Annotated in this window: 24 protein-coding genes; 12 read left to right on the top strand and 12 right to left on the bottom strand. The window is 65.5% G+C overall.

All coding sequences use genetic code 11. The features are described 5' to 3' along the window. Positions 1-15 precede the first annotated feature (15 nt). From ACZBJS_RS27140 to ACZBJS_RS27130, 3 genes are all read left to right on the top strand, one after another. The gene (locus ACZBJS_RS27140) at positions 16-1,401 is read left to right on the top strand and encodes an ABC transporter substrate-binding protein (RefSeq protein ID WP_316396099.1); all 1,386 of its coding nucleotides are present in this window, start codon (positions 16-18) and stop codon (positions 1,399-1,401) included. A 204-nt stretch (positions 1,402-1,605) separates the two neighbouring features. Continuing rightward, the gene (locus tag ACZBJS_RS27135; protein WP_026191797.1) at positions 1,606-2,475 is read left to right on the top strand and encodes a carbohydrate ABC transporter permease; all 870 of its coding nucleotides are present in this window, start codon (positions 1,606-1,608) and stop codon (positions 2,473-2,475) included. After that, positions 2,472-3,323: a carbohydrate ABC transporter permease gene (locus tag ACZBJS_RS27130; RefSeq protein WP_316396098.1), complete on the top strand. Its 852-nt coding sequence runs from the start codon at positions 2,472-2,474 to the stop codon at positions 3,321-3,323. Before ACZBJS_RS27135 ends, ACZBJS_RS27130 begins: the two co-directional genes overlap by 4 nt. A gap of 92 nt (positions 3,324-3,415) precedes the next feature. On the opposite strand, the gene ACZBJS_RS27125 is transcribed toward ACZBJS_RS27130, so the two are convergent. Genes ACZBJS_RS27125 through ACZBJS_RS27115 form a run of 3 tightly spaced genes read right to left on the bottom strand, consistent with a single transcriptional unit; the run spans position 3,416 to position 6,251 of the window. Further along, a complete protein-coding gene (locus ACZBJS_RS27125) occupies positions 3,416-4,240 on the bottom strand; it encodes an ABC transporter permease (RefSeq protein ID WP_168855443.1) in 825 nt (274 codons plus the stop codon). After that, positions 4,240-5,154: an ABC transporter permease gene (locus ACZBJS_RS27120; protein ID WP_057019022.1), complete on the bottom strand. Its 915-nt coding sequence runs from the start codon at positions 5,152-5,154 to the stop codon at positions 4,240-4,242. Before ACZBJS_RS27120 ends, ACZBJS_RS27125 begins: the two co-directional genes overlap by 1 nt. After that, on the bottom strand, positions 5,151-6,251 hold the full coding sequence (locus ACZBJS_RS27115) for an ABC transporter ATP-binding protein (RefSeq protein ID WP_316396111.1): 1,101 nt from the start codon (positions 6,249-6,251) through the stop codon (positions 5,151-5,153). The genes ACZBJS_RS27120 and ACZBJS_RS27115 overlap by 4 nt, the downstream gene beginning before the upstream one ends. 295 nt (positions 6,252-6,546) lie before the next feature. Here ACZBJS_RS27115 and ACZBJS_RS27110 point away from each other — a divergent pair, with 295 nt between their 5' ends. Beyond that, positions 6,547-7,776, top strand: a complete 1,230-nt coding sequence (locus tag ACZBJS_RS27110) for a tetratricopeptide repeat protein (protein WP_316396110.1) — start codon at positions 6,547-6,549, stop codon at positions 7,774-7,776. A gap of 155 nt (positions 7,777-7,931) precedes the next feature. Here ACZBJS_RS27110 and ACZBJS_RS27105 read toward each other — a convergent pair whose 3' ends face one another. The 3 genes from ACZBJS_RS27105 to ACZBJS_RS27095 all read right to left on the bottom strand — a co-directional run bounded on the left by ACZBJS_RS27105 (position 7,932) and on the right by ACZBJS_RS27095 (position 14,288). Then, entirely contained in the window at positions 7,932-9,398 is a 1,467-nt protein-coding gene (locus tag ACZBJS_RS27105) for a glycerol-3-phosphate dehydrogenase (RefSeq protein WP_253625403.1), read from the bottom strand. Positions 9,399-9,733: 335 nt separating this feature from the next. Beyond that, positions 9,734-11,257: an ABC-F family ATP-binding cassette domain-containing protein gene (locus ACZBJS_RS27100; RefSeq protein ID WP_316396096.1), complete on the bottom strand. Its 1,524-nt coding sequence runs from the start codon at positions 11,255-11,257 to the stop codon at positions 9,734-9,736. Positions 11,258-11,600: 343 nt separating this feature from the next. Beyond that, positions 11,601-14,288, bottom strand: coding sequence for a sensor domain-containing protein (locus tag ACZBJS_RS27095; RefSeq protein ID WP_316396095.1), 2,688 nt, complete (start codon positions 14,286-14,288; stop codon positions 11,601-11,603). Between the two features lie 274 nt (positions 14,289-14,562). Here ACZBJS_RS27095 and ACZBJS_RS27090 point away from each other — a divergent pair, with 274 nt between their 5' ends. Further along, positions 14,563-15,666, top strand: a complete 1,104-nt coding sequence (locus ACZBJS_RS27090) for an NAD(P)/FAD-dependent oxidoreductase (RefSeq protein WP_057019051.1) — start codon at positions 14,563-14,565, stop codon at positions 15,664-15,666. Positions 15,667-15,762: 96 nt separating this feature from the next. Here the strand turns inward: ACZBJS_RS27090 and ACZBJS_RS27085 are convergent, their stop codons facing one another. Beyond that, entirely contained in the window at positions 15,763-15,948 is a 186-nt protein-coding gene (locus tag ACZBJS_RS27085; protein ID WP_016847370.1) for a YdcH family protein, read from the bottom strand. A 240-nt stretch (positions 15,949-16,188) separates the two neighbouring features. Here ACZBJS_RS27085 and ACZBJS_RS27080 point away from each other — a divergent pair, with 240 nt between their 5' ends. From ACZBJS_RS27080 to ACZBJS_RS27070, 3 genes are all read left to right on the top strand, one after another. After that, positions 16,189-16,395 carry a YdcH family protein gene (locus ACZBJS_RS27080; RefSeq protein WP_016847372.1) on the top strand — a complete coding sequence of 69 codons (207 nt, stop codon included), beginning with the start codon at positions 16,189-16,191 and terminating at the stop codon, positions 16,393-16,395. A 196-nt stretch (positions 16,396-16,591) separates the two neighbouring features. Beyond that, a complete protein-coding gene (locus tag ACZBJS_RS27075) occupies positions 16,592-16,801 on the top strand; it encodes a hypothetical protein (RefSeq protein ID WP_028336001.1) in 210 nt (69 codons plus the stop codon). Positions 16,802-16,831: 30 nt separating this feature from the next. Then, a complete protein-coding gene (locus ACZBJS_RS27070) occupies positions 16,832-17,083 on the top strand; it encodes a hypothetical protein (RefSeq protein WP_018268738.1) in 252 nt (83 codons plus the stop codon). Here ACZBJS_RS27070 and ACZBJS_RS27065 read toward each other — a convergent pair. Further along, a complete protein-coding gene (locus ACZBJS_RS27065) occupies positions 17,078-17,803 on the bottom strand; it encodes a GGDEF domain-containing protein (protein ID WP_057019015.1) in 726 nt (241 codons plus the stop codon). The two genes, ACZBJS_RS27070 and ACZBJS_RS27065, sit on opposite strands and share 6 nt — an antisense overlap. 145 nt (positions 17,804-17,948) lie before the next feature. Here ACZBJS_RS27065 and purE point away from each other — a divergent pair, with 145 nt between their 5' ends. Further along, complete coding sequence (purE, locus tag ACZBJS_RS27060; protein ID WP_316396094.1) at positions 17,949-18,437, top strand: 5-(carboxyamino)imidazole ribonucleotide mutase; 489 nt, start codon at positions 17,949-17,951, stop codon at positions 18,435-18,437. Then, on the top strand, positions 18,434-19,540 hold the full coding sequence (locus tag ACZBJS_RS27055) for a 5-(carboxyamino)imidazole ribonucleotide synthase (RefSeq protein WP_076829604.1): 1,107 nt from the start codon (positions 18,434-18,436) through the stop codon (positions 19,538-19,540). Before purE ends, ACZBJS_RS27055 begins: the two co-directional genes overlap by 4 nt. A gap of 173 nt (positions 19,541-19,713) precedes the next feature. Here the strand turns inward: ACZBJS_RS27055 and aqpZ are convergent, their stop codons facing one another. Beyond that, a complete protein-coding gene (gene aqpZ / locus ACZBJS_RS27050; protein WP_057019013.1) occupies positions 19,714-20,436 on the bottom strand; it encodes an aquaporin Z in 723 nt (240 codons plus the stop codon). Positions 20,437-20,700: 264 nt separating this feature from the next. On the opposite strand from aqpZ, the gene rpsU reads away from it, so the two are divergent. Both rpsU and ACZBJS_RS27040 read left to right on the top strand, forming a co-directional pair. Beyond that, positions 20,701-20,997 carry a 30S ribosomal protein S21 gene (rpsU, locus tag ACZBJS_RS27045; protein WP_021078544.1) on the top strand — a complete coding sequence of 99 codons (297 nt, stop codon included), beginning with the start codon at positions 20,701-20,703 and terminating at the stop codon, positions 20,995-20,997. Positions 20,998-21,110: 113 nt separating this feature from the next. Next, a complete protein-coding gene (locus tag ACZBJS_RS27040; RefSeq protein ID WP_057019012.1) occupies positions 21,111-21,773 on the top strand; it encodes a tetratricopeptide repeat protein in 663 nt (220 codons plus the stop codon). Between the two features lie 48 nt (positions 21,774-21,821). Here ACZBJS_RS27040 and ACZBJS_RS27035 read toward each other — a convergent pair whose 3' ends face one another. The 3 genes from ACZBJS_RS27035 to ACZBJS_RS27025 all read right to left on the bottom strand — a co-directional run bounded on the left by ACZBJS_RS27035 (position 21,822) and on the right by ACZBJS_RS27025 (position 24,429). After that, a complete protein-coding gene (locus ACZBJS_RS27035) occupies positions 21,822-22,745 on the bottom strand; it encodes a hypothetical protein (RefSeq protein WP_316396092.1) in 924 nt (307 codons plus the stop codon). 264 nt (positions 22,746-23,009) lie between these two features. After that, positions 23,010-23,294: a cupin domain-containing protein gene (locus ACZBJS_RS27030; RefSeq protein WP_028340624.1), complete on the bottom strand. Its 285-nt coding sequence runs from the start codon at positions 23,292-23,294 to the stop codon at positions 23,010-23,012. Positions 23,295-23,331: 37 nt separating this feature from the next. Next, a complete protein-coding gene (locus ACZBJS_RS27025; RefSeq protein WP_057019011.1) occupies positions 23,332-24,429 on the bottom strand; it encodes a calcium:cation antiporter in 1,098 nt (365 codons plus the stop codon). Between the last annotated feature and the right edge of the window lie 8 nt (positions 24,430-24,437).

Raw genomic sequence — 24,437 nt, 5'->3', positions numbered from 1 at the left:
ATGAGGGAGAACAACGTGAGATCCAAGGTTATCGGTGCGCTATCAATTGCGGTCGCCGCGGTCGGCCTGTTCGCCGCAACTGCACCCGCTCTCGCCCAGGGCAAGACGATCACCGTCTGGTGGGGCAAGGGATTTTACAAATCCGAAGACGACGCGCTGCTCGAGACGATCAAGAAATTCGAAGCCAAGACCGGCATCAAGGTCGAACTGTCGCAATACGCGATCCAGGACATGATTCCGAAGACGGTCGCCGCGCTCGATTCCGGCACCGTGCCCGACGTCGCCTATTCGGACACCTACGATGTGCAGGCCCAGGGCAAATGGGCCTATGAAGGCAAGCTCGAGGATCTCTCCGACATCATGCTGCCGATGAAGGACGCGTTCGCGCCGAACACGCTGGAAGCCGCGCTGCTTTACAACGACGTCACCAAGAAGAAGTCCTATTACGGCTTCCCGCTGAAGCAGCAGAGCATGCACGTCCAGATCTGGGGCGACATGCTGGAGAAGGCCGGCTTCAAGGCCGCCGACATCCCGACCAAGTGGGAGGACTACTGGTCGTTCTGGTGTGACAAGGTGCAGCCGGCGATCCGCAAGGCGACCGGCCAGCGCATCTACGGCGTCGGCCAGCCGATGGGCGTGGAATCCACCGACTCGTTCCAGTCGTTCTACACCTTCATGGACGCCTATCACGTCAAGCTGGTCGACGACGACGGCAAGCTCCTGGTCGACGATCCCAAGGTCCGAGACGGATTGATCCACGCGCTGAAGGACTACACCGAAACCTACATCAAGGGCTGCACGCCGCCCTCCTCGACGACCTGGAAGGATCCGGACAACAACGTCGCCTTCCACAACAAGACGATCGTGATGACCCACAATTTCACGATCTCGATCGCGGCGAAGTGGTTCGAGGATTCCACCAACCCGGCGCTGACCGACGCGCAGCGCGCCGCCGGCAAGCAGGCCTATGAGCAGGACATCATCACCGCGTCCTTCCCCAAGGCACCGGACGGCTCGACCATCAAGTACCGCTCCGACGTCAAGACCGGGCTGATCTTCGCCAACGCCAAGAACAAGGCGGAAGGCAAGCAGTTCATCGCGTTCCTGATGCAGGAAGACAATGTGCGGCCCTATGTCGAGGGCGCGCTCGGTCGCTGGTTCCCGGTGACCAAGGCCAGCCAGGCGAGCCCGTTCTGGCAGGCCGACCGGCACCGCAAGGCGGTGTGGAATCAGTTCACCGGCGGCACCGCGCCGTTCGACTTCACCAAGAACTGGAAGTTCACCATCCTGAACAACGAGAACGTCTGGGCCAAAGCCATGAACCGCGTCGTCAGCGAGAAGGTGCCGGTGGACAAGGCCGTCGACGAACTGATCGCCCGCATCAAGCAGGTCGCGGGGTAACATCAACGATGACCGGCACTGCCGACACTTGCTCCGCGTCGTCCCGGCGAAAGCCGGGACCCATACGCCGAGGCAGTAATTTGGGAGCAGGCTGGTCGACGGCTTTCTGGCAACGGCCGGGCCCTGTGGTTATGGGTCCCGGCCTTCGCCGGGACGACGACGTAGGCGACATCGACGACGTAAGCGACATCTTAGAGTAACCGAATGGCGATCACACTCTCCGCATCCGATGTCCCCTCGCCGCCGTTGTCGGCGCGGCTGTCGCCGCCGCAGGTCTGGGGCATCGTGCTGCTCGCGCCCTATCTGCTCGTCTTCCTCGCCTTCGTGGTCTATCCGGTCGGCTACGGCCTGTGGCTGGCGCGCCATCCGGCGAGCTATGTCGCGCTCTATCACGACCCGATTTTCGCGCGCGCGGCGATCAACACGCTGATCTTCCTGGTCATCGGCATCAACATCAAGATGCTGATCGCGCTGTTCCTGTCCGGCTTCTTCGCCCAGCAGCGGCCCTGGATCAGGTGGCTGTCTGTCATCTTCATCCTGCCCTGGGCGGTGCCCTCGATCCCGACCATCCTGTCGGTGCGCTTCATGCTCAATCCCGAATGGGGCGTGGTCAACCAGTTGATCTTCAAGTTCACCGGCGACGACGGCCCGAACTGGCTGAACGATCCATCGGTCGCTTTGGCGATGGCGATCGGCGTCCACATCTGGAAGTCGCTGCCGTTCTGGACGCTGATCCTGCTGACCGGACGGCTCGCCATCTCGCACGATCTGTACGAGGCCTCCGACGTCGACGGCGCCAATTGGTGGCAGAAATTCCGCTACATCACATGGCCGTCGATGCAGACGCTCTACGTCACGTGCACGCTGCTCTCGATGATCTGGACGCTCGGCGACTTCAACAGCGTCTATTTGCTCACCGGCGGCGGGCCCGCCGACCTCACCCATGTGCTGTCGACGCTCGGCATCCGCTATCTGCGCCTCGACCAGCTCTCGCTGGCGATGGCCTCGATCGTCTGCGCCATGCCGTTCGTGCTGCCGCTGGTCTATTTCATGATGAAACGGTTGTCGCGATGAAGCTGCCCACCCTCCGCGAAGTCGGTACCGAGGCCAAGCTGCTCCTGATCGGCATCCCGGTCTTCATCTGGACCATGATTCCGATCTACCACATGTTCGTGTTCGCGATCTCGCCGAAGGAGGACGCGTTCACCGGCAAGCTGTGGCCGACGCATCCGACGCTGCACAATTTCTCGATCGTGTTCCACCAGCAGCATTACTTCCTGCGCGACTTCTGGATCCAGTTCTGGAATTCGACCGTGATCGCGCTCGCGGTCGGTGCGCTGACGCTGTTCGTCGCCACCGCCGCCGCGTTCTCGATCTCGCGGCTGCGCGTGCCGGGCGGCCGCTCCGTCATGAACTTGGCGCTGTTCACCTACTTCATTCCGGCCGCGTTCCTCGCCGTGCCGATGTACCGCACCATGGGCAATTACGGCCTGCTCAACAATCACTGGTCGCTGATCCTCGCGATGGTGACGATCGCCGCGCCCTACGCGATCTGGGTCTTGAAGCAGGCCTCCGACAAGCTGCCGGTCGAGCTCGACGAGGCCGCGACGATGGACGGCGCCACCACACTGCAGCTGTTCCGCCTGGTCTATGTGCCCTTGATGATGCCGTCGCTGGTCGCGGTCGGCACCTATGCTATCCTGCTCGCCTGGAACGAATATCTCTACGCGTTCCTGCTGCTGTCGAAGGACACCGACATCACGCTGCCGGTCGCGCTCGGCAACTTCCTCGCCGCGGACGACTCGCCGTGGGAGCTCCTGATGACCACCGGCTTCATCTACGCGCTGCCGCCGGCCGCGGTCTATTACGCCTTCAAGCGCTACATGGTCGGCGGGCTGACGGCAGGCGCCGTCAAGTCGTGACGCGCTGTCATTCCGGGATGGTGCGCTAGCACCAGACCCGGAATCTCGAGATTCCGGGTTCGATGTTTCACATCGCCCCGGAATGACGGAAATTACAGCGGCGCGGCGCTCTCGCCGCGCGCGCTCGACAGTTTCGAGGCGAACGAGGCAATCACGATGATCACGGCAATCAGCGCGATCCCCAGCGTGCAGATCGCGTTGATCTCGGGTTTCACGCCGAGCCGGACCTCGGAATAGATCCGGATCGGCAGCGTCGCCGAACCCGGGCCGGTGGTGAAGCTCGCGATCACGACGTCGTCGAGCGACAGCGTGAAGGCAAGCATCCACCCCGCCACGATCGCCGGCACGATCAGCGGCAGCGTCACCAGGAGGAACGCCCGCACCGGATCGCAGCCGAGGTCCATCGCGGCCTCCTCTAGGCTGCGGTCGAGCGTGGCGAGGCGCGACTGCACCACGACCGTGACGAAGCACATCGTCAGCGTGGTGTGGGCGATCGTCACCGTCCAGAACCCGCGCTCGGCATTGAGCGCCACGAACAAAAGCAGCAGCGACAGGCCGGAGATCACCTCGGGCATGACCAGCGGCGAATACAACATGCCGGAGAACAGTGCCCGGCCCCGGAACCGCTCGCCGCGCGCCAGCCCGATCGCCGCCAGCGTGCCCAGCAGTGTCGCCAGCGTCGCCGACACCGCGGCGACCGACAGGCTCATCCACGCCGCTTCCAGCATGGCGCGGTCGCCAAAGAACTCGCGGTACCAGCGCAGCGACCAGCCGCCCCACACCGTCACCAGCCGCGAGGCGTTGAACGAGTAGATCACGAGGATGACGATCGGCAGATAGAGGAACGCCAGCCCGAGCGCCAGCGACGTCATGTTGAAGCGGGTGAGCCTGGTGAGCCTGGTGACGGGGCGCGCCATCAGCTGTTGGCCTTGAGCTGACGCCGCTGCAGGCGATCGTAGAGTACGAGCGGCGGCACCAGCAGCAGCAACAAGGCGACCGCGGCGGCCGATGCGACCGGCCAGTCCTTGTTGGTGAAGAACTCGAGCCACAGCGTCTGCCCGATCATCAGCGAGTTGGAGCCGGCGAGCAGGTCGGGGATCACAAACTCGCCGACAACAGGAATGAAGCAGAGCAGCGCGCCGGCGCCGACGCCGGGCAGCGACAGCGGGAATGTCACCAGCCAGAACGCCTGCAACGGCGAGGCGCCGAGATCGCCCGCGGCCTCCAGCAGCGACGCGTCCATCCTGGAGAGCGTCGCATAGAGCGGCAGGATCATGAACGGCAGATAGGAATAGACGATGCCGAGATACATCGCGCTGTCCGTCGACAGCCAGACCACCGGCGCGGACACGATGTGCAGCGCCAGCAGAACCTGGTTGAGCAGGCCGTCATGCTGCAGGATGTTGATCCAGGCATAGATGCGGATCAGGAACGAGGTCCAGAACGGCACGATGACCAGCATCATCGCCACGCCCTGCCAACGCTGCGGCAACCGCGCCATGCCGTAGGCAATGGGATAACCGATCAGGAGCAGGATCAGCGTCGCGGTCACCGCGACGACGAGGCTGCGCAGATAGGACAGGATGTAGAGATTGTCCGAGATCAGCAGGCGGAAATTGTCGAACGACAATTGCGCGAACGCCGCGGCCAGCGCCGCGCGGCCCTCAGTGAACTCGAACACCGGCGTATAGGGCGGCTGCGCGATCGCGGTCTGCGACAGGCTGATCTTCAGCACGAAGCCGAACGGCACCAGGAAGAACAGCACCATCCACAGATAGGGCGCGATCGCGGCGAACCGCGCCGGCCGGGCGAAGATGCGGCGCGCGCTCATTGTTCGAGCACCAGGCAATCGTCGGCGGTGAACCATGCCACCACACGCTGGCCGGCGAGATAGGCATCCACATCGAGCCGCGCGGTGTTGGCCATCGACGCGCACACCACCGCGCCCGTCTCCAGCTTCACCCGGTAGCTGGTCACGCCGCCGAGATAGTTGACGTCGGTGACGACGCCCTCCAGCCGGTTGATCGCCTGCGACGCGCCGCCGTCCGTTGCCGGCGCGCGGCGCGACAGCTTCACCTTCTCGGGGCGGATCGCGACGGCAACGACCTGCCTGGTCACCGGCGGCCACAGCTCGCTGACCGCCAGCCTGCCCGCATCAGCCGTCGCGACCGTCAGGCGCCCGTTCTCGCGGGACGTGACCTCGCCGTTGAACAGATTGATGTCGCCGACGAACTCGGCGATCCAGCGCGAGGCCGGCGCCTCGTAGAGATTGCGCGGGGTGGCGACCTGGACCAGACGGCCGGCATCCATCACCCCGATGCGGCCGGCCATCGTCATCGCCTCCTCCTGGTCGTGGGTGACGATGATGAAGGTCATGCCGAGCCGGCGCTGCAACTCCATTAGCTCTCCTTGCGTGCTCTCGCGCAGCTTCTTGTCGAGCGCCGCGAGCGGCTCGTCGAGCAGCAGCACCTGCGGGCGCCGCGCCAGCGAGCGCGCCAGCGCGACACGCTGCCGCTGTCCGCCGGAGAGCTGGTCGGGCTTGCGCTTCTCCATCCCCTCGAGCTTGACGAGCGCCACCATCTCGGCGACGCGGGCCGCGATGTCGGCGCGCGCCATGCCGGCGCGCTTCAGCCCGAAGGCGATGTTGTCGCGCACCGACAGATGCGGGAACAGCGCGTAGTTCTGGAACATCATGTTGACGGGCCGCTCATGCGGCAGCACCTGCGCGATGTCGCTGCCGCCAAGCAGGATGCGGCCCTCGTCCGGCGTCTCGAAGCCGGCGAGCATGCGCAGCAGCGTGGTCTTGCCGCAGCCGCTCGGGCCGAGCAGCGCGAAGAATTCGCCGGCGCGGATATCGAGCGAGAGCTTGTCGACCGCGCGGAAATTGCCGAACGACTTGGCGACACCCTCGATCCGCAGCAGCGGCATGTCCGGGACGGCCGGTTCAGGCAACGGCCTTGCCGCCTCCGCACTCGCTTCGCCCGATGTCACGTCCGTCAGCCCCGATTCCCCGTAAGGTCCGATTCTGGCGGCAAGCTAGCGGCGGATCGCCACCGGCTCAACCGCCTCACGGACATCTCCCGCAATATTGTCGGCGTCCGCACCTCTGCTAGACTTCGCAGTCAAATTCGAGGGGCAACCGATGATTCACGACCGCTACGGCCTGCCGCTGACGACGAGCTCGGACCGCGCCGCCGCCTACTATGTCGACGGCGTCGATCGCATGCTAGCGGCGCTGCATGGCGCCGATGCGGCATTCGAGGCGGCGATCGCCGAGGACCCCGATTTCGCATTGGCCCATATCGGCCGTGCCCGCGTCCACCAGCTCAACATGGAAGGCGCCAAGGCCCGCGCCAAGGCGGCCGATGCACGGCAGCTGGCCGCGGCCGCAAGCCCGCGCGAGCGCCAGCACATCGAGATCATCGCCTCAGTCATCGAGGGCCAGGGCAAGAAGGCGATGGCAGCGGCCGAACAGCACCTTGCCGAATATCCGCGCGATGCGCAGATCCTCTCGCTGTTGCTCGGCGCCTTCGGCCTCTATGCGTTCTCCGGCCGGCCCGACCATGACTCGGCGCGGCTTTCGATCTGCGAGCGCTACATCAGCGACTATGGCGACGATTGGTGGTTCCTCACCTATCTCGGCTGGTCGAAAACCGAGGCCGGCGATATCGTCTCGGGTCGCGCCATCACCGAGCGCGGCTATGCGCTGAAGCCGGAGAACGCCGGCGCCGCGCACGCGGTCGCGCATGCGTTGTTCGAGCAGGGCGACGCGGCGGAAGGCCGCAGCTTCCTTTCCGCCTGGCTACCGGCGAATGATCGCACCAGCTTCCTTCAGGGCCATCTCGCCTGGCACCTGGCCTTGATTGCGATCGAGGAAGGCGACGCCGACAGCGCGCTCGACATTTACGAGCAGCACATCAAGCCGGCGGGCCGCCCCTATCCGCCGCTCAATATCTTCACCGACACGGCCTCGCTGCTGTGGCGGCTGACGGTCGCCGGCAAGACCGGTCTCGAGCAGCATTGGAAGGATGTCGCCGCCTATGGCGACGGCTACTTCCCGAAGGCCGGCGCGCATTTCGCCGACGTGCACCACGCGCTCGTCGCAGCCACGACCAACAACGACGCGCTCGAGGCGCGGCTGGTCGAGATGGCCACGCGCGACGCCGACGGCAGACTGGCGCCGGGCCCCGCGGCGATCGGGCTCGGCCGCGGGATCGCGGCCTTCGCCGCCGGCGATCACGACGACGCGGTGCGCATTCTTGCGCCGCTGATGCCAGAGCTGGTGCGAATCGGCGGCAGCCATGCGCAACGTGAATTGTGGGAGGACACCTTCATCGTCGCATGCCTGCGCGCCGGCCAGGGCCGGCAGGCAACGAGCCTGATCTCGGAGCGGCTGCATCGCCGTCCGTCCCGGGGCGACCTCGCCTGGTCACAGGAGGCGGCCCGGCAATAGCCGCTGCTGGAGCTCTCCTCCTTCCCTGAAAGGGGGAAGGTCGGGATGGGGGTCGGCCACGAACGACACCGGTTGTCATGGAGGCAGAATCCCCACCCGCTTTGCTCTGGCGAGCAAAGCGACCTCCCCTTTTCAAGGGGAGGTTTGAATCGAGCTCAATCCATCTTCGCCATGAACGCCGCAAGCGCGTCGCGATCGGCTTGCGGCATGGTCAGCCCGAGCTTTGAGCGGCGCCACAGGATATCGTCGGCAAAGCGCGCCCATTCCTTGCGCATGAGGTAGCGCACCTCGGCGCCGGTCAGTTCGGGACCGAAGGCCGGGCCGAGATCGGCCTTCTCTTTGGCGTCGCCCAGAACATCTCTGACGTTCAGCCCATAGGCGGCCACCAGCCGCCGCGCCTGCGCCTCGCCGAGGAAGCGCCAGCGGTCGCGGACGATGTCGACCTCGGTCTCGAAGCGCTGCCACGCGAACTCGCCGCCCGGCAGCGGCGCCGTTGCGGTCCAGCGCGGCGTCATCGGATAAAACCGCGTGAACTCCGACACCGTCCGCTCGGCGCGGCGCCGCGCGGTGGTGACGTCGCCGCCGAAGATCGTAAGCAGCGGCGCCTTGCCGCGCCTGACATCGAGCAGCGCTGCGCCATCGCTCATGTGCCGGCGCGCGGGCACGAGCACGGAATTGGCACCGGAGACGGTCCGCAGCACATCGACTGGAGCGATCTGTTCGCGAAAGTAGCGATTGGCTGCGTCGCAGAGATAGGCCTCCTCGCGCACACCAATTGCGACCACCGCCGGATTACCCTTGAAGGGATGACTGACGCTGCCGATCAGGGTGAAGTCGCGCTCGTAGGGACTGGCGAAGATCAACCGGCCGTCAGGGTTCTGAAACACATAGACGTTGTCGCAGTCGAACAGGCGGCGCACGACAATCTGGCTGATCTGCACGGTCGCAAGCTGCGGCGCGGGCACGCGCAGCACGATGTCGGCGACCGAGGCGCTCCACGCGCCGGTCGCGCTGACCAGCGCCCGCGCCGTGATCACCCGCCGGTAGCCGCGGTCGATCGCGACCAGCCGCCAGGTCTCGCCGCGCTCGGCCCGGGTCACGCGCGCGCCGGTGCGGATATCGGCGCCGCGCGCTGCGGCATCGACGGCGGTGAGCACGACGAGCCGGGAATCGTCGACGACGCAGTCGGAGTATTCGAACGCGGTTCCGAACGGCCGCTTCAGCGCATTGCCGACCGGATGGTGGGTGACATCGAGCGTCGCCGAGCGCGGCAGACCGCTGCGCGAAGTCAGCCGTTCGTAGAGCAGCAGCAACGACCGCAACTGCCACGGCGGCCGCTCCTCGGCATGCGCCGGGATCACGAAGCGCACCGGCCGCACCAGATGCGGCGCAATGCGCAGCAACACGTCGCGTTCCCTCAGCGCCCGGCGGACGCGGAAGAACTCCCGCCGTTCCAGCCCGGCCAGATCGCCATGGACCAGCCGTGGCGAAGCCTGCGATGCGCCGGAACCGAGATCGCCCTGCTCCAGCAGGATCACGCGCAGGCCGCGGCCGGCGGCATCACGAGCAATGCTCGTGCCGTTCAGGCCACCGCCGATGATCGCGACGTCGTAGTCCGCCATGCGCAACGCCTATCGCATTTCAATGCGAACAAAAGACGGGTTCGCACGAAAAATGCGTCAAGGCGCGGCGCTGAACTACATGATGTCCGGGTGAATCACGGCACACTCACCTTCCCGCTTGCGGGGGCGATCGTACGTTTGCACGATTTCGGAATATTGGAATAATGCCCCTGAGTTGCCCGACGTGTCAAGTAGCCTGCTCGAACGCCGGCCGCCGCCGGCTACTTTGCATGGGGTTGTTTTCGATATTTTGGCAGCGCTCCTCCTGCGACGGCCCGCGAGCGGGAGAGGCACACCGTCTTCGCGACGGCTATCCAACCTGACTCCATCACGCGCTAGTCCGCGCCGGCCGCGGCGAAGAACTGTTCCGGTCCATCGACCTCGATCAGCTTCCTGCCGTCGATCACCCAGAACCGGTTGGCCACCGTGCGCACGAACTGGCGGTCGTGCGACACCAGGAGGCAGCTGGCCTGCTGTTCCATCAACTCGTCCTCCAGCGCCTCCTGGCCCTCGATGTCGAGGTGGTTGGTCGGCTCGTCGAGCAGATAGAAGTTCGGCTGGGTGAGCCGCAGCACCAGCATGCCGAGGCGGGCCTTCTGCCCGCCCGACAGCCGCCCGATCGGACGGCCCTGCATCTCGATCGAGAGCCCGGCGCCGGCGAGCAGGCCGCGCGCCCGCTGATCACCGACCTCGAAGCGCCGCGTCAGCATGCGCATCGGCGTGTCGCTATCGGCGAGATCCGCCAGTGCCTGGTCGCAATAGCCAAGCACCAATGACTCGGTGGCCCGGATCTCGGCCGGTGCCGCTGCGGCATTCTCGATCGCCAGCCGCAGCGCCGCGACGAAGCGGGTCTTGCCGGCGCCATTCGGCCCGAGCAGCGCAATCCGGTCGCCCTTGCAGATGAACTGCTGGCCGGTCCTGAACAACAGCCGGCCGTCGGGTGTGGCGATCCCGGCGTTGTCCAGCCTGATCAGGACCCTGGCATGGGTGTCGCGGTTAGCGAGCCGGATCGTTCCGGCCGAGCGTTCCAGATGCGCGGGCTTCGCCGTCTCCTCCAGTCTCTCGGCGCGCTGCTTCAATTGCCTGGTCTTCGACAGCAGAAGGTCGCTGCCGGAATTGATGCCGAGATTGTTGAGCTTCGCGGCCTGCTGCCGGAGCTGCCGCACGGCCTTCATGTCGCGCTGATAGCGCCGCTCGTCCGAGGCATCGAATTCGTCGATCGCCGCGCGCGCCGCGGTATAGGGCAGCGAGAACAGCTGCGACCGCTCCGGGCGCAGGAACAGTGTCCGGTTGGTCGTCGCATCGAGAAAGGCGCGATCGTGGCTTGCGATCACCACCGGCATCTCGCGCGGCAGCGCGTTCAGCCAGCCCTCGAGCCGGCCGATCTTGGCGAGGTCGAGATGGTTGGTCGGCTCGTCGAGCAGCAGCACGTCGGGCTCGGTCACCATCACGCGGGCGAGCACCGCAAGCCGCAGCCAGCCGCCGCTCAGCTGCTTCAGCGGTCTCGTCCACAGCTCCTCCGGCACCTCGAGCGATTGCAAGGCGACGTCGACCCGCCAGCCCTCGCTGGCGCGCTGCTCGCCGGGAAGCGCCTCGAGCACGGCGGCATGGAACGGCGTATCCAGCAGTCTGGGCGGCGCATCCTGCTCGACATGGCCGACGGTCAGTCCGCGCGCGCGGGTTATATCGCCTTCGTTGGGCTCCATCGCATCTGCGATACAGCGCAGCAGCGTGGACTTGCCGCGGCCATTGGCGGCCACCAGCCCGATGCGGTCGCCGGCATTGACGACGAAATTCAGTTCGGAAAACAGCGGCGCGTTCAGCGTCACGCCGAGATTGCGGACATTGATGAGGGTCACGATCAATTCTCTGGTCTTGCCGGCAATCGCAACATCCCGAGGCGTCCAGCCATCATCGGATGTGCGTGTCGAAGCGCGGCGAGGGATTGATGTGCGGGCGCGAACGCTCAAGCGTCGACGCCGCACGGCCACGAAGGGCAGACCAGGAAGGATTTAGCGCGAGTTTCCGGTCAGCCCTGCAAACGCATCTGCAGGGCGTTGACGGGGCCACGCTTGAGGTGGGGATCGGTGTATCTCGCCACGACGCAGCCCTCCTTTCTCGGCTGAAATGATGTGGTGGGTCGAGATGTAGCCGGACGTGCAGCGGATGGCAAGCACAGCCGGCCGGGCGATTCAGGCCAAATTACCCGGCTCTGCGCACGGTTTCGGCAAGCTGGTCGCCGCCGACCAGCGCGGCGAATTGACCGATCGGGGCCGGCCTGCCGATCAGATAGCCCTGCACTGCGTCGCAGCCCTCTTCGGCGAGAAAGTCGAGCTGCGCCTCGGTCTCGACGCCTTCGGCGACGATCGACATTTCAAGGCCGTGGCCGAGATCGATCACCGCGCGCACGATCGCGGCCGATTGCGGGTTGCGGCCGAGATTGATGACGAAGGCACGGTCGATTTTGATCTTGTCGAACGGAAATGCCTGCAGGTAGCTCAGCGAGGAATAGCCGCTGCCGAAATCGTCCATCGAGATGCGGACGCCGAGCGCCTTCAGCCGCCGCAGCAGCGACAGGCCGCGGTCGAAATCCTCGATCAGCACGCCCTCGGTGATTTCGAGCTCGAGCCGGTCCGGCGTGAGCCCGGTCTCGAGCAGGATCGAATGCACGAGGCCTACGAGGTCGCCATGGGTGAATTGCGCCGGCGACAGGTTCACCGCGACCTGCAGCGGGATCGCCCAGGAGGCCGCCTCCCGGCAGGCTTCGCGCAGAATCCATTCGCCCATCTCGACGATCAGGCCGCTTTCTTCCGCGAGCGGAATGAAGTCGCCGGGCGGCACGAAGCCGCGCACCGGATGGTGCCAGCGCGCCAGCGCCTCGAAGCCGATGATCTGGCTGGCCGCCACGCTGCCGCCCGCCGCGGCCTGCGGCTGGTAGTAGAGCGACAATTCGCCATTCTTGATCGCGACCGACAGCTCCTGGTGCAGCACGCGGCGATCGCGAATCTGCTGGTCCATCTCCGGTTCGAAGATCGAGATCGTGCCGCGCGACTTCGCCTTGGCGCGAAACAGCGCCGCGCCGGAATTGGCCAGCAGCGAGGCCGCGTCGGATCCGTTGTCCGGGAACACCGCGATCCCTGTGGTGAGGCCGGTTCGCACCGACTTGCCGTCGATTAGGAAATCCTGCCCGAGCGCCTCGGCGGCCTGCTCGGCCAGCGCGATGCCGACGACCGGCTGCTTGCCGTCGATGATGAGGCCGAATTCGTCGCCGGACAGCCGCGCCACCACGCCGCCGCGTGCCACGGCCTGCAGACGCTGCGCGACCTCGACCAGCACCTTGTCGCCCATCGCATGGCCGTAGACGTCGTTGATCTCCTTCAACCCGTCGAGATCGACGCAGAGCACGGCGAACTCCTCGTCGGTGCCGTCGCAGGCCTCGATCATCTGGGTCAGCGCCTGCAGGAAGGCGGCGCGGTTCGGCAGATCGGTCAGGCCGTCATGATAGGCCATGTGCGCCATCCGCGACTCGGTCTGGCGCCGGTCGGTGACGTCCTCATGGGTCTTGATCAGATATTGCGGCTCGCCGACATCGTCGAGCACGGTCATGCGGCGGGTCAGGAACAGCCGCAGGCCGTCCTTGGTCGAGATCGGATGCTCCTCGGCGATCATGCTGCGCTTCCTGATCGCGGCCTCGTCGCGGGCGATGATCAGCTTGGCTTCACGCGCATTGAAGATGTCGGACGCGGTCAGGCCGGCGGCGTCCTCGCGGCGGCGATTGAGGATCGTCTCGGCGCTGCGGTTGGCCAGGAGGTAGCGGCCGTCGCTGACCCGCTGCACGATCAGCGAGACCGGGATGTTGTCGACCACGAGCTCGAGGAACTTCTTGTTGTTCTCGAGCTCGCGCGACAGCGAACGGCGATCGGTGACGTCCTCGAACAGCGCGATCAGGAATTCCGGCTCGCCGGCCTCGTTGCGGGCGATCACGCGGTTGGAGGCGAGGATCCGCTTGTCCGAACCGCGTTCGACGAAGAATTCGCTGCGATGATAGCCTTCCGCCGCGTTCAGCGCCGCGCGGTCGGCGGTGTCGATGCTGGCGGCGGTCTCGGGGCGGAAGATCTCGTCGGCGCGCTTGCCCACGATGTGATCGCGCGAGAAGCACGAGAAGCGCTCGAAGGCGCGGTTGGCGAAGATGTAGCGGCCGTCCTCGATGTTCTTGGCCGCGACGCAGACCGGAACGTTGTCGAGCACCGATTCCAGGAATTGTGTGGTCGAGGCGAGCTTGCGCGACAGCTTGCGCTGGTCGGTGCAATCGAGATGGGTCGCGACCGAGCCGCCGTTCGGCAATGGAAAATACTTCACCAGCACCGACCTGCCGCCGGGCAGCTCGCTAACCAGTCCCTCCGGCGCCGCGGCCCTGGCGAAGAAATCCTCGGCGCTGACGTCGAGCACGCCGCGGTCGCGGCGCAGTTCCAGCAGCTCGACGCCGGTCATGTTGCGCCTGATGTCGGCGCGCGACAGGCCGTAGATGTCGAGATAGCGGTCGTTGCAGAACACGATGCGCTCCTGCGCATCGGTCATCACCACGCCCTGGTTCAAATGGTTGAGTGCCGACGAGACGAAGGCGTTACGCCGCAATTGCGCGCGCTTGGCCTTGCGCAGCGCCGAGAGGATCCACAGCCCGACCGCGCCGAAAAAGGACGCCACCACCACGCTGCCGATCAGCAGCTCCCAGACCAGGCCGGGATCGAGGCTGCCCAGATAGCTCGACGGCGCGAACGCACCGGTGCCGGCCCGGGCTGCAGCGCACGGCGCGACGGCGGCGATCAGGCAGAGCACGGCCCTTGCCGGAATCGAATTCTTCCCGCCCGCCTGCACCTTCCTGCCAACCATCGATCACCCGCGGATTTCCGGGGCGAGTGTCCGGCTCCGGCGGTTTGGATCGGGTAAACGCGTACTGATGCAACCGGAAAATGCTGACTTAATTTATGGCAATTGCCCTGACATGATTAATGCTCCACTAACAGGGCATGGCTTCCCAACTATTTGAGATGGCCCAAGCACTTGCCTAATAAGCACTTGCCCAAGGCGGCCGGATCGGCTGAACGATGTTGGCGGCAACGGTCATGGCGTGGCTGGGCGGAAATTTTCGGACCTGAAGGACGAGATGGACAGGGTTGATTGCGTGATCGTCGGTGCGGGGGTGATCGGCCTCGCCGTGGCGCGGCGGCTGGCACAGGCCGGCCGCGAAGTGATTGTGCTCGAGGAGGCCGAGGGGATCGGCACGGTGACCTCGTCGCGAAACAGCGAGGTGATCCACGCCGGCATCTACTACCGCGCCGGCAGCCTGATGGCGCGGATGTGCGTCAGCGGCAAGCGGGCGCTCTACCGCTACTGCGCCGAGCACGGCATCCCGCACAAGAATTGCGGCAAGCTGATCGTGGCCACCACGCCTGCGGAGACCGAGAAGCTGCAGTCGATCCGCGCGCATGCCGAGGCCAACGGCGTCGACGACATGCAGCTTCTGTCCGGCGAGGCGGCGCGCGCGCTGGAGCCGGCGCTGAATTGCGACGCAGCGCTGCTGTCGCCCTCGACCGGGATCATCGACAGCCATGCTTACATGCTGGCGCTGCGCGGTGACGCCGAGGCGGCCGGGGCGGCGTTTGCCTTCCATACGCCGCTGCTCCACGCCAGGGCCACCGCCGACGGGTTCGAGATCGAGGCCGGCGGCGCCGCGCCGATGACGCTGGCCTGCGATCTCCTGGTCAATGCCGCCGGGCTCGGCGCGACGGCAGTCGCGCGCAACGTCGAGGGCATGCCGATCGAATTGATTCCAACGGCCTATTTGGCCAAGGGCAATTACTTCAGCTGCAGCGCCAGGGCGCCGTTCTCGCGGCTGATCTACCCGGTGCCGGAACCCGGTGGGCTCGGCGTCCACCTGACGCTCGACATGGCCGGACAGGCGAGATTCGGGCCCGACGTCCAATGGATCGATCACATCGATTACGCGGTCGACCCTGATCGGGCCGAGCGGTTCTATCCGGCGATCCGGAAATACTGGCCGGCCCTGCCGGACGGCGCGCTGATGCCGAGCTATTCGGGAATCCGCCCCAAGATCGTGCCGCCGGCGGTGGCGACCCAGGATTTCCTGATCCAGGCGCCGGCCGATCACGGCGTCGCGGGCCTGATCAACCTGTTCGGGATTGAATCGCCCGGACTGACATCGTCCCTCGCGGTCGCCGACCATGTCGGCGCGTTGGCGGAACTCTGAGCAAATACAGTAAGGCCTCCCGGGGGATGCGCGCGCGCTTGGGCGTTCATCCCTCGGTGAAAGGCCAGGCTATTTGCTAATTTGCAGGGGGGCGGTCTAGTGGACCGTGTCGTCGGCGGACAGTCTCAACCGCTCGATTTGATCCTTGACCATCAACTTGCGGCGCTTCAGCTCGCAAATATGCAGGTCGTCTACAGAGGGGTGAACGAGCGCTTCGTGCAGTTCGTTCTCGAGTATTTTGTGTTTACGCTCCAGCTCAATGAGATGGGCCTGTATTGCCATTGCGAACACTCCTCGGTGCGTTAAACCTCAGGTTCGATCCGGACCGCCGAGTGTACACGAGTGGACGGCGCTGTCGATGGGGGACGCGAAATGCCGCACGCACTCATTTCGGTTTATCTGTAACCAATCGTGACTATGGAACCGGTCCGGCTTGCGCGGCGCGCGTTCAAGGAGGATATTCCGGCGAGCGGCGACTTCAGCCGCAACAACCTTATCGTGCTTATCAGTTAATACACAACCATGAACGATCAGGATGAGCGCGAACTAATCGCCGAACTCGCGCGGCTGCAACAAGAGCACCGCGACCTCGATGCCGCGATCGACGCGCTGCATCAGTCGCCGGCGCCGGATCTCTTGATGCTGCAGCGCTTGAAGAAGCGGAAGCTGCAACTGCGCGATCGCATCGCCTTCATCGAAGACCAGATCACGCCCGACATCATTGCCTGACGCGTGCCGCGGCGCGGGCCTTCGCGGTTCGGCGCTTCCGGTTCAGACCGGGCGACGGTTTTCCCCGTCATCCACAGCGCCTCGCCGGCTTCACGTTCGCGGCAACGGACGGAAGGCGGTTTCCCGGCGCTTGACTCCACATGAACAAAAAGAGAACATGCCAGCCCAGCCGCCAGCCATCAGAGGGAGTTTCGCCATGTCCGCACCGCCTTCCCTGCCCGACAACAGCCGCTACGAGAAGGCCTGCGATCAGGCGATCGCGATGTGCGACGGCAACCTGCGCAGCACCATCAAGGCGCTGATCATGGCCAACGAATATCTGGAAGCCGAGCTTGAGGAATTGCAGGCCGCGATCACCGCCGGCTGCGTGCCGGCGCAGACCCGGGCGGCGAGCGATGCCGCCTGATCCTTGGCCTGATCTTCAGGGAGCACAGCGATGGCCGATGTAACGTATTACGTGGCACTGCCCTTCATGCAGGATGATGACGGCACGCCGGTCGCCGGCAATGCCGAGGAATGCCAGAGCTCGGCGGTCGCGCTGCGCCGCGCGGAGACCATGTCGCGGATGCCCGGCAGCATCGGCGCCGTCGCGTTCAGCCGCACCGGCGATCCTGCGATCGGCGAATTCGGCGATGCCAAGCTGTTGCGTGCTTACGGAAATGTGCCGGAGGATTTGAGCGCGTTATAGTTCTCGGGATTCGTGGCGCCGCTGGGCCTTGCGCACATACATCGCACGGTCGGCCTCATCGAGCACGCGATCGATATCCGAGTGCGCGGTAAGGATAGCAACGCCCGCGGAGGCGCCTGCGGTGACCTGGCTGTTACGAAACATGAAGGTCAACCGATCGATCGCCTCTTCCAGCGCAGCCGCCTTGGCGCGGGCATCGATCTCGCTGAGATTCCACAGCAGCACGGCGAACTCGTCACCGCCGAGACGGCCGATCACATCGGAAGCGCGCACCTGATCCGATATCGCGGCAACGATCGCCTTCAGCACCTCGTCGCCCGCCGCGTGGCCGAAGGCATCGTTGATCGGCTTGAGGCGATCGACGTCGAGCACGATCAGCGCACCGGAGGCCTGATAACGCTTGATGAAGGAGAGCGAACGGGCGAGCTCGCGCTCGAATCCGCGCCGGTTGAAGATGTCGAGCAGGAAGTCGGTCTCGGCGGAGGCCTGCAGCTCCTCGATCCGGGCCTGCGCCCGCGCCAGCTGCGCCCGCAAGCTGCGGATGGTCGATTTGTCGCCGGATGCGACCGCGCCTCGCGTGGAAGCTCCGGTTCCAGCCCGTTTGGTTCCAGCCCGCTTGGCTGCAGTCTTGCCCGGCCTGGATTTGCGCGCGGCGGGCGCGCCTTTCCGTCGTTTCGCGGCCCCGGAGGCGGCCGACGTCGTCTTCTTCTTCATGCGCATCCTTGTTGAGGCCTGCTTATGAAGGCTTGCCGGGATTCACCAAGACAGGATAGTCCATTCTAACTCCCTTGCCACGCCTTGGATGACGCCCGGGCCGTCCCTATAATCGGCCTATGCTTTTGGATTCCTGCACAGAATTGAAGAGATGACCGCTCCGATCGCCATCATCATGGGAAGTCAGTCCGACTGGGAAACCATGCGCCATGCCGCCGAGACGCTGGCTGCGCTCGGCGTGGCCTGCGAAACGCGCATCGTTTCGGCCCACCGCACCCCGGATCGGCTCTATGCCTTTGCCAAGGGCGCCAAGGCAGCCGGCCACAAGGTGATCATTGCCGGCGCCGGCGGCGCCGCCCATCTGCCGGGCATGACGGCCGCGCTGACGGAGCTTCCGGTGTTCGGGGTTCCCGTCGAGTCGAAGGCTCTGTCGGGCGTCGATTCGCTCTATTCGATCGTGCAGATGCCGGCCGGCGTCCCGGTCGGAACGCTGGCAATCGGCAAGGCCGGCGCGATCAATGCCGCGTTGCTCGCGGCGAGCGTGCTCGCACTCAACGATCCGGCTGTGTCGGCCCGCCTTGCGGCCTGGCGCAAGCAGCAGACCGACGCGGTCAACGAGCATCCGGAGGGCGCGGCGTGACGGCTTCGAACGCAGTGAAGCTGAAGCCGGGCGACACCATTGGAATCCTCGGCGGCGGACAATTGGGCCGGATGCTGGCGATGGCCGCGGCGCGCCTCGGGCTCCGCTGCCAGGTGTTTTCGCCGGATCCGGACTCCCCGGCGTTCGACGTGGTGCAGAACGCGACCTGCGCGGAATATGCCGACGTCGAGGCGCTCGAACTGTTCGCCAACGATGTCGACGTCGTCACCTATGAGTTCGAGAATGTCCCGGCCGCGACCGCGATGGTGCTCGCCGCGCGGCGCCCGGTGCTGCCGGCCTACAAGATCCTGGAGACCACGCAGGACCGGCTGATCGAGAAGGATTTCATCAGCAAGCTCGGCATCGGCACGGCCGACTACGCCGACGTGTCCTCGGTCGGCACGCTGCGCACGGCAATCGAACGCATCGGCCTGCCCGCGGTGATCAAGACCCGCCGCTTCGGCTATGACGGCAAGGGCCAGGCCATCATCCGCGAGGGCGATGACCTCGAACAGGTCTGGGAGGACCTCGGCACCAAGTCGGCCATCCTCGAGGCCTTCGTGCCGTTCGAGCGCGAGATCTCGGTGATCGCGGCCCGCTCCGCGTCCGGCGAAGTCGAATGCTTCGACGTCACCGAGAACGAGCATCGCGACCACATCCTGAAAATTTCCCGCGCGCCGGCCGCGATCACCGATGAGCTTGCCGTGCAGGCGCGCGCGATCGCCGAAGAGATCGCCTCGGCGCTCGACTATGTCGGCGTGCTCGCGGTGGAGATGTTCGCGGTGCCCGGCAACGGCAGCAAGGCGACGGTGCTGGTCAATGAGATCGCGCCGCGCGTGCACAATTCCGGTCACTGGACGCTCGACGGCGCCTCGATCTCACAGTTCGAGCAGCACATCCGCGCGATCGCCGGCTGGCCGCTGGGCAAGCCGGTGCGCCACGGCGACGTCGTCATGACCAACCTGATCGGCGACGACATCCTGAGCTACGAGCAGTGGCTCACCGTTCCCGGCGCCACAGTGCATCTGTACGGCAAGGGCACGCCGCGCCCCGGCCGCAAGATGGGACACGTCACCGAAGTGACGCCGGCCCGGAAGGGATAATTCCACACGCGGCCGATAGCCGCCTTCGTCGCATCGATGGAAATGGGATCGTGGCAACCACGATCCATTAGAGCAACGGTTCTGATTGAATCAGAACCGATGCTCTGGATTTTTGTTTACCCGTTTTCTTCACGCGAACCGGCGTCCACTTCGCTCGAAAACGCTCTCGCCGATCACGCCGTCTTCGCGCCGGCGACGATGCCGGTCGGCTCGTCGCTGAGCCAGCGATAGATCACGCCGCCGAGCGCACCGCCGATCAGGGGTGCGACCCAGAACAGCCAGAGCTGCCCCAGCGCCCAGCCGCCGACGAACAGCGCCGGCCCGGTGCTGCGCGCCGGATTCACCGAGGTGTTGGTGACGGGAATGCTGACGAGATGGATCATCACCAGCGCGAGGCCGATGGCGAGCGGTGCGAAGCCGGCGGGTGCCTTGCCATGGGTCGATCCCATGATGATGAACAGGAACATCATGGTCATCACCACCTCGGTGATGAAGCACACCACCATGTTGTACTGGCCGGGTGAGTGCGCGTCATAGCCGTTGGAGGCAAAGCCCTTGCTGACATCGAAGCCGGGCGCGCCGCTCGCGATCACATAGAGCAGCCAGGCCGCGATGATTGCGCCCACAACCTGCGCGATGATGTAGGGCAGCACCTGGCCGCCCGGGAAACGCCCACCCGCGGCGAGCCCGACCGTCACCGCCGGGTTGAGGTGGCAACCCGAGATATGGCCGATCGCATAGGCCATGGTCACCACGCTCAGCCCGAAGGCCAGTGACACGCCGACCAGGCCGATCCCGACCTGCGGAAAGCCGGCCGCGATCACCGCGCTGCCGCAACCAGCGAATGTGAGCCAGAACGTACCGATGGCCTCGGCAGCGTATTTCTTCATCTCCATCTCGCATCTCCCCTATTTCCAATGTCCGGGTTATCCAAAACGCCGGGAGCGGCCCTCATCTGGGCGCCAAACCACCCAAATCAGGGCCGCACAATGGCATTTTCGCCCTATTTCGTGGCTTTACTAGGCCCGAAAGTCACTCGACCGGTGGACATCTGCGCGTTTGTCTGATACATGCGCGCGCCTAGGGTTAAGAGGCAGGCCTTTTGCCGTCCCTTCACCTCGCCAGAATTCCGAACCGATCAATTCAAAAGAGGATGCCGCGTGCAGGTTCTCGTCCGCGATAACAATGTCGACCAAGCCCTGAAGGCGCTGAAGAAGAAGATGCAGCGCGAGGGCATTTTCCGCGAGATGAAGCTCCGCGGTCACTACGAAAAGCCGTCTGAGAAGAAGGCCCGCGAAAAGGCCGAAGCCGTGCGCCGCGCGCGCAAGCTGGCGCGCAAGAAGCTGCAGCGCGAAGGCCTGCTGCCGATGAAGCCGAAGCCGGTGTTCGGCGCTGGCCCCGGTGGCGACCGCGGCGGCCGTCCGGGCGGTGCAGGCGCCGGTCGCGGCCCTCGCTGAACCGTTTTGCCGATATGGAAGTCTAACAGCGCGGGCCACGGGCCCGCGTTGTCGTTTTGAAGCACGCCGCGTTCCGGGGTACCCATGCAAAACGACCGGCAAGAGCATTTTGCATGACGGCTGATCCGGTAGCCCGCCCGCCCTTTCCAGGACCGGCGCAGCGCCGTTGCGCGCCGCATCTCGTCATCATTGCAGTGCTTCTCGGCCTGCCGCTCGCAGGCTGCTCCTTCGACCTCGGTTCATGGGGCTCCTCGGACGACAAGCCGAAGCCCGCTGCCACCGCCGACAAGCCCGCCGCCGACACCATCACCCCGCAAGACGTCAACAGCGCCAAGGATCACACCACGCGTGCGCAGGCGCTGGCGCGCTCCGGCAAGCTCGACGAGGCGATGGCGGAGTTCGAACAGGCGCTGGCGGCCGACCCTTACAACATCCAGGCGCTCTACGGCCGCGCCCTGATCTATCAGGGCCGCGGACAGCATCAGCAGGCGATCGACGATTTCACGGCAGCCAGCGGGCTGTCGCCGCAGAGGGCCGAGCCCCTGGTCGGCCGTGCCACCAGCTACCTCGCGCTCGACAAGGCCAAGCAGGCCGCCAGCGATCTCGACGAGGCCGTGCAGGCCGATCCCGGCAATGTTGGGGCGTGGAGCACGCGCGGCCAGGCCTATGAGCGGCTCGGCGACAAGGCCAAGGCGGCGGCGTCCTACAATCGCGCGCTCGCGCTGCGGCCAGGCGACGGCAATGCGCGCAGCGGGCTGGCGCGCACCGGCGGCTAGCCCTTGGCGTGAAGACAATCCGTCAGCAACGATCGAGCGGCGCTGCGGCTACTTCGGCAGGACGGCGTGGAACATCGACTTCATGCCGGAGAACATGTCGTCGGTCACCGACGTGCGCTCGTTCTTCTGCGCCGGCATGATCGCCTCGGCGCGCAGGTCGAGCGGGGCCTGCACCACCGGGACCGGAATGTCGGCCGGCGGCGTCAGCCGGTTGGAATCCTGGCCGCCGGCGGCATAGGGCGGACGCGGCTGCGAGGATTGATCGACATTGTCAGTGGACGGGCTCGACACCATGATCGGCGGCGGCAACGGCCGGATCGCCGACGTGGCTGCCGGACGCTGCGCCTCAGGCAGGCGGGCGAGATCGGTGCGCGTGGCATCCTGGGACCGCGCCGCCTCCTGCGGACGCTCCTTGCGCAGCCGCTCGATGGCGGCGCGTGCGAGGTCGTTGGCGTCGCGGCTTTCCTCGGGCGTCACAGCAGCCTCGACCGGCGCGGCTGACGTCGCGGGCGCGGCCGGCTGCGGCGCGGCGGGCGCGACCTTCGCGACCGCCTTCGGCGCCGCCGGGTGATGGCGGGTGTCGGCGGGGATGCTGGCGGTATCTGCCGGCGCGTCAGGCTTCACATCGGCCGATTTGGGGTCGGCCGATTTCTCGGCAGGCTTCTCGGTGACGGTGGCCTTCTCAGTGACGGTGGCCTTCTCGGACGCCGACCGTTCGATCAGCGTGCGCTCGGACATGCCCTTGGCCTTCACGCCGGCTTCGGGGAGGCTGCTGACGACGGTGGCGGGCTTGGCGGCGGCTTTCGGATCTGCCTTGGGATTTGCCTTGGGATCGACTGCGGCGGTCACGGCTGCGGCTGACGGTGCTTCCGGCTTGGCCACGATGTAGTGATTAACGATGTACGCCCCGATGATGGTCGCTGCCACCGAGGGTAAGATGTCCATCACAAATTTCTTCAGGTAACTCAGCATGACCTGCCACTCCCCACCCCGCTACTACATGCTGGAACTTTGAGGCACATTCAGGGATCAACTGCGTCGGATCGGTGGCAAACCCCCGTTCCGACGTCACCTTTGGTGTCGCTTTGGTTTCAGCCGGAGGCGTCCCCTGCGCAGGCCGCATCCGCCTTCTAGATCATCGCGCAGCCGTTAACGGGTTATGAATTTCCACAGCCGCGCCGGCTCGGACCTGCCATTCGGCGGGTGCAGGGTTCCTTGCTTGGTTCTCGCGCCGCGTCAGGGCTTGAGTTCGACCTCGAGGAACACGATCTCGCTGGCCGTCTCGTTGAGCACGTCGTGCTGGACCCCGGCCTTGCGGAAATAGGATTTGCCGGCTCCGAGCTGCGCCTTCGAGCGCTCGCCGTTCGGCGCCACGATCGTCATCTCGCCCGCCGTGATCGGAACGATGACATAGTCCATCTCATGGGTGTGGTGGCCGGTGGCGCTGCCCGGCGCGAGGCGCCATTCGGTCACCCGGACTTCCGCCGTATCCACCTGCACATCCGATTTGGCACTGAGCATCGTCATTTTCTCCAATTTTTTTTAAGCGGATCATGCTCTACGGCACGAAAACCATGAACACGAACACGGCGAACACCACCATGTGAACCAGCCCGAACAGGATGTTGGTGCGGCCGGTTCCGAAGGTGAGCATGCTGACCATGAAGGTGAGCAGCAGGATCAGCATATGCTGGTTGCTGAGCCCGAGCACCAATTGCTTGTCGAGCGCATAGGCGGCTACGGCCACCGCGGGAACCGTAAGCCCGATGGTGGCGATCGACGAGCCGAGCGCAAGGTTGATGCTCTTCTGCAGGTCGTTCTTGCGCGCCGCCGACACAGCGGCAACGCTCTCCGGCAACAGGATCAGGGCCGCCACCACCAGGCCGGCAAAGGCCGGCGGCGCGCCGATCTTGACGGTAACGACATCGACCACCAGCGAGAATTTCTTCGCCAGCAGCACCACCGCCAGCAGCGAGACCAGCAGCAGTGCAACGCTGATCGCCGTCATGCGGTCCGACATCACCTCGCCATGCGCCGCTGCCTCATTGGCGCCGCTGACGAAATAATCGCGGTGACGGATGGTCTGGGTGTAGAGGAACACCGCATAGAGCAGCACGGTCACTATGCTGACCACGGCGAGCTGGGCCGTGGAAAACACCGGGCCCGGAGAGGTCAGCGTGAAATTGGGCATATCGAGCGTGATGGTCGCGAGCACGAACAGCACGCTGAGGTAAAGGTTCGCCCCGGTGATCTGGAAATCCTGCTCCTTGTAGCGCAGGCCGCCGATGAAGATGCAGAGCCCGACCAGACCGTTGCAGACGATCATCACCACCGCAAACACCGTGTCGCGGGCCAGGGTCGGCGCCGGCGTTTCGCCCAGCATGATGGTCGAGATCAGCGCCACCTCGATGATCGTCACCGCGAGCGTCAGCAGCAATGTGCCGAACGGCTCGCCGATCCGCTCGGCTATCATCTCGGCATGGTGGACCGCCGCGAACACGGTGCCGAACAGAATGACCAGCAGCACCGCCGCAAACACCCAGCCCCCGGCCGATGGCGCGAAGCTGTAACCGGTGGCCGTGACCGCGGCAAACAACAGCACCGCCAAAACGGGATACAGCCAGGCCGACCGCGGCATCGGTCCGTGTGCACTCATCGTGGGGT

The sequence above is a fragment of the Bradyrhizobium sp. KZN70725 genome (genome assembly GCF_055264925.1).
This window is presented reverse-complemented; position numbering and strand designations above follow the sequence as displayed.

Bases quoted from the DNA above. Each gene is read 5' to 3' on its own strand.
- aqpZ (WP_057019013.1), bottom strand. From the start codon at position 20,436: ATGGAGATGAAGAAATACGCTGCCGAGGCCATCGGTACGTTCTGGCTC.
- ACZBJS_RS27025 (WP_057019011.1), bottom strand. From the start codon at position 24,429: ATGAGTGCACACGGACCGATGCCGCGGTCGGCCTGGCTGTATCCCGTT.
- ACZBJS_RS27115 (WP_316396111.1), bottom strand. From the start codon at position 6,251: ATGCCGCTGCTGCGGATCGAGGGTGTCGCCAAGTCGTTCGGCAATTTC.
- purE (WP_316396094.1), top strand. From the start codon at position 17,949: ATGACCGCTCCGATCGCCATCATCATGGGAAGTCAGTCCGACTGGGAA.
- ACZBJS_RS27120 (WP_057019022.1), bottom strand. From the start codon at position 5,154: ATGAGCGCGCGCCGCATCTTCGCCCGGCCGGCGCGGTTCGCCGCGATC.
- ACZBJS_RS27030 (WP_028340624.1), bottom strand. From the start codon at position 23,294: ATGCTCAGTGCCAAATCGGATGTGCAGGTGGATACGGCGGAAGTCCGG.
- ACZBJS_RS27130 (WP_316396098.1), top strand. From the start codon at position 2,472: ATGAAGCTGCCCACCCTCCGCGAAGTCGGTACCGAGGCCAAGCTGCTC.
- ACZBJS_RS27035 (WP_316396092.1), bottom strand. From the start codon at position 22,745: ATGCTGAGTTACCTGAAGAAATTTGTGATGGACATCTTACCCTCGGTG.
- ACZBJS_RS27095 (WP_316396095.1), bottom strand. From the start codon at position 14,288: ATGGTTGGCAGGAAGGTGCAGGCGGGCGGGAAGAATTCGATTCCGGCA.
- ACZBJS_RS27105 (WP_253625403.1), bottom strand. From the start codon at position 9,398: ATGGCGGACTACGACGTCGCGATCATCGGCGGTGGCCTGAACGGCACG.
- ACZBJS_RS27090 (WP_057019051.1), top strand. From the start codon at position 14,563: ATGGACAGGGTTGATTGCGTGATCGTCGGTGCGGGGGTGATCGGCCTC.
- ACZBJS_RS27040 (WP_057019012.1), top strand. From the start codon at position 21,111: ATGACGGCTGATCCGGTAGCCCGCCCGCCCTTTCCAGGACCGGCGCAG.
- ACZBJS_RS27085 (WP_016847370.1), bottom strand. From the start codon at position 15,948: ATGGCAATACAGGCCCATCTCATTGAGCTGGAGCGTAAACACAAAATA.
- ACZBJS_RS27080 (WP_016847372.1), top strand. From the start codon at position 16,189: ATGAACGATCAGGATGAGCGCGAACTAATCGCCGAACTCGCGCGGCTG.
- ACZBJS_RS27065 (WP_057019015.1), bottom strand. From the start codon at position 17,803: ATGCGCATGAAGAAGAAGACGACGTCGGCCGCCTCCGGGGCCGCGAAA.
- ACZBJS_RS27110 (WP_316396110.1), top strand. From the start codon at position 6,547: ATGCTAGCGGCGCTGCATGGCGCCGATGCGGCATTCGAGGCGGCGATC.
- ACZBJS_RS27070 (WP_018268738.1), top strand. From the start codon at position 16,832: ATGGCCGATGTAACGTATTACGTGGCACTGCCCTTCATGCAGGATGAT.
- ACZBJS_RS27075 (WP_028336001.1), top strand. From the start codon at position 16,592: ATGTCCGCACCGCCTTCCCTGCCCGACAACAGCCGCTACGAGAAGGCC.
- ACZBJS_RS27135 (WP_026191797.1), top strand. From the start codon at position 1,606: ATGGCGATCACACTCTCCGCATCCGATGTCCCCTCGCCGCCGTTGTCG.
- ACZBJS_RS27125 (WP_168855443.1), bottom strand. From the start codon at position 4,240: ATGGCGCGCCCCGTCACCAGGCTCACCAGGCTCACCCGCTTCAACATG.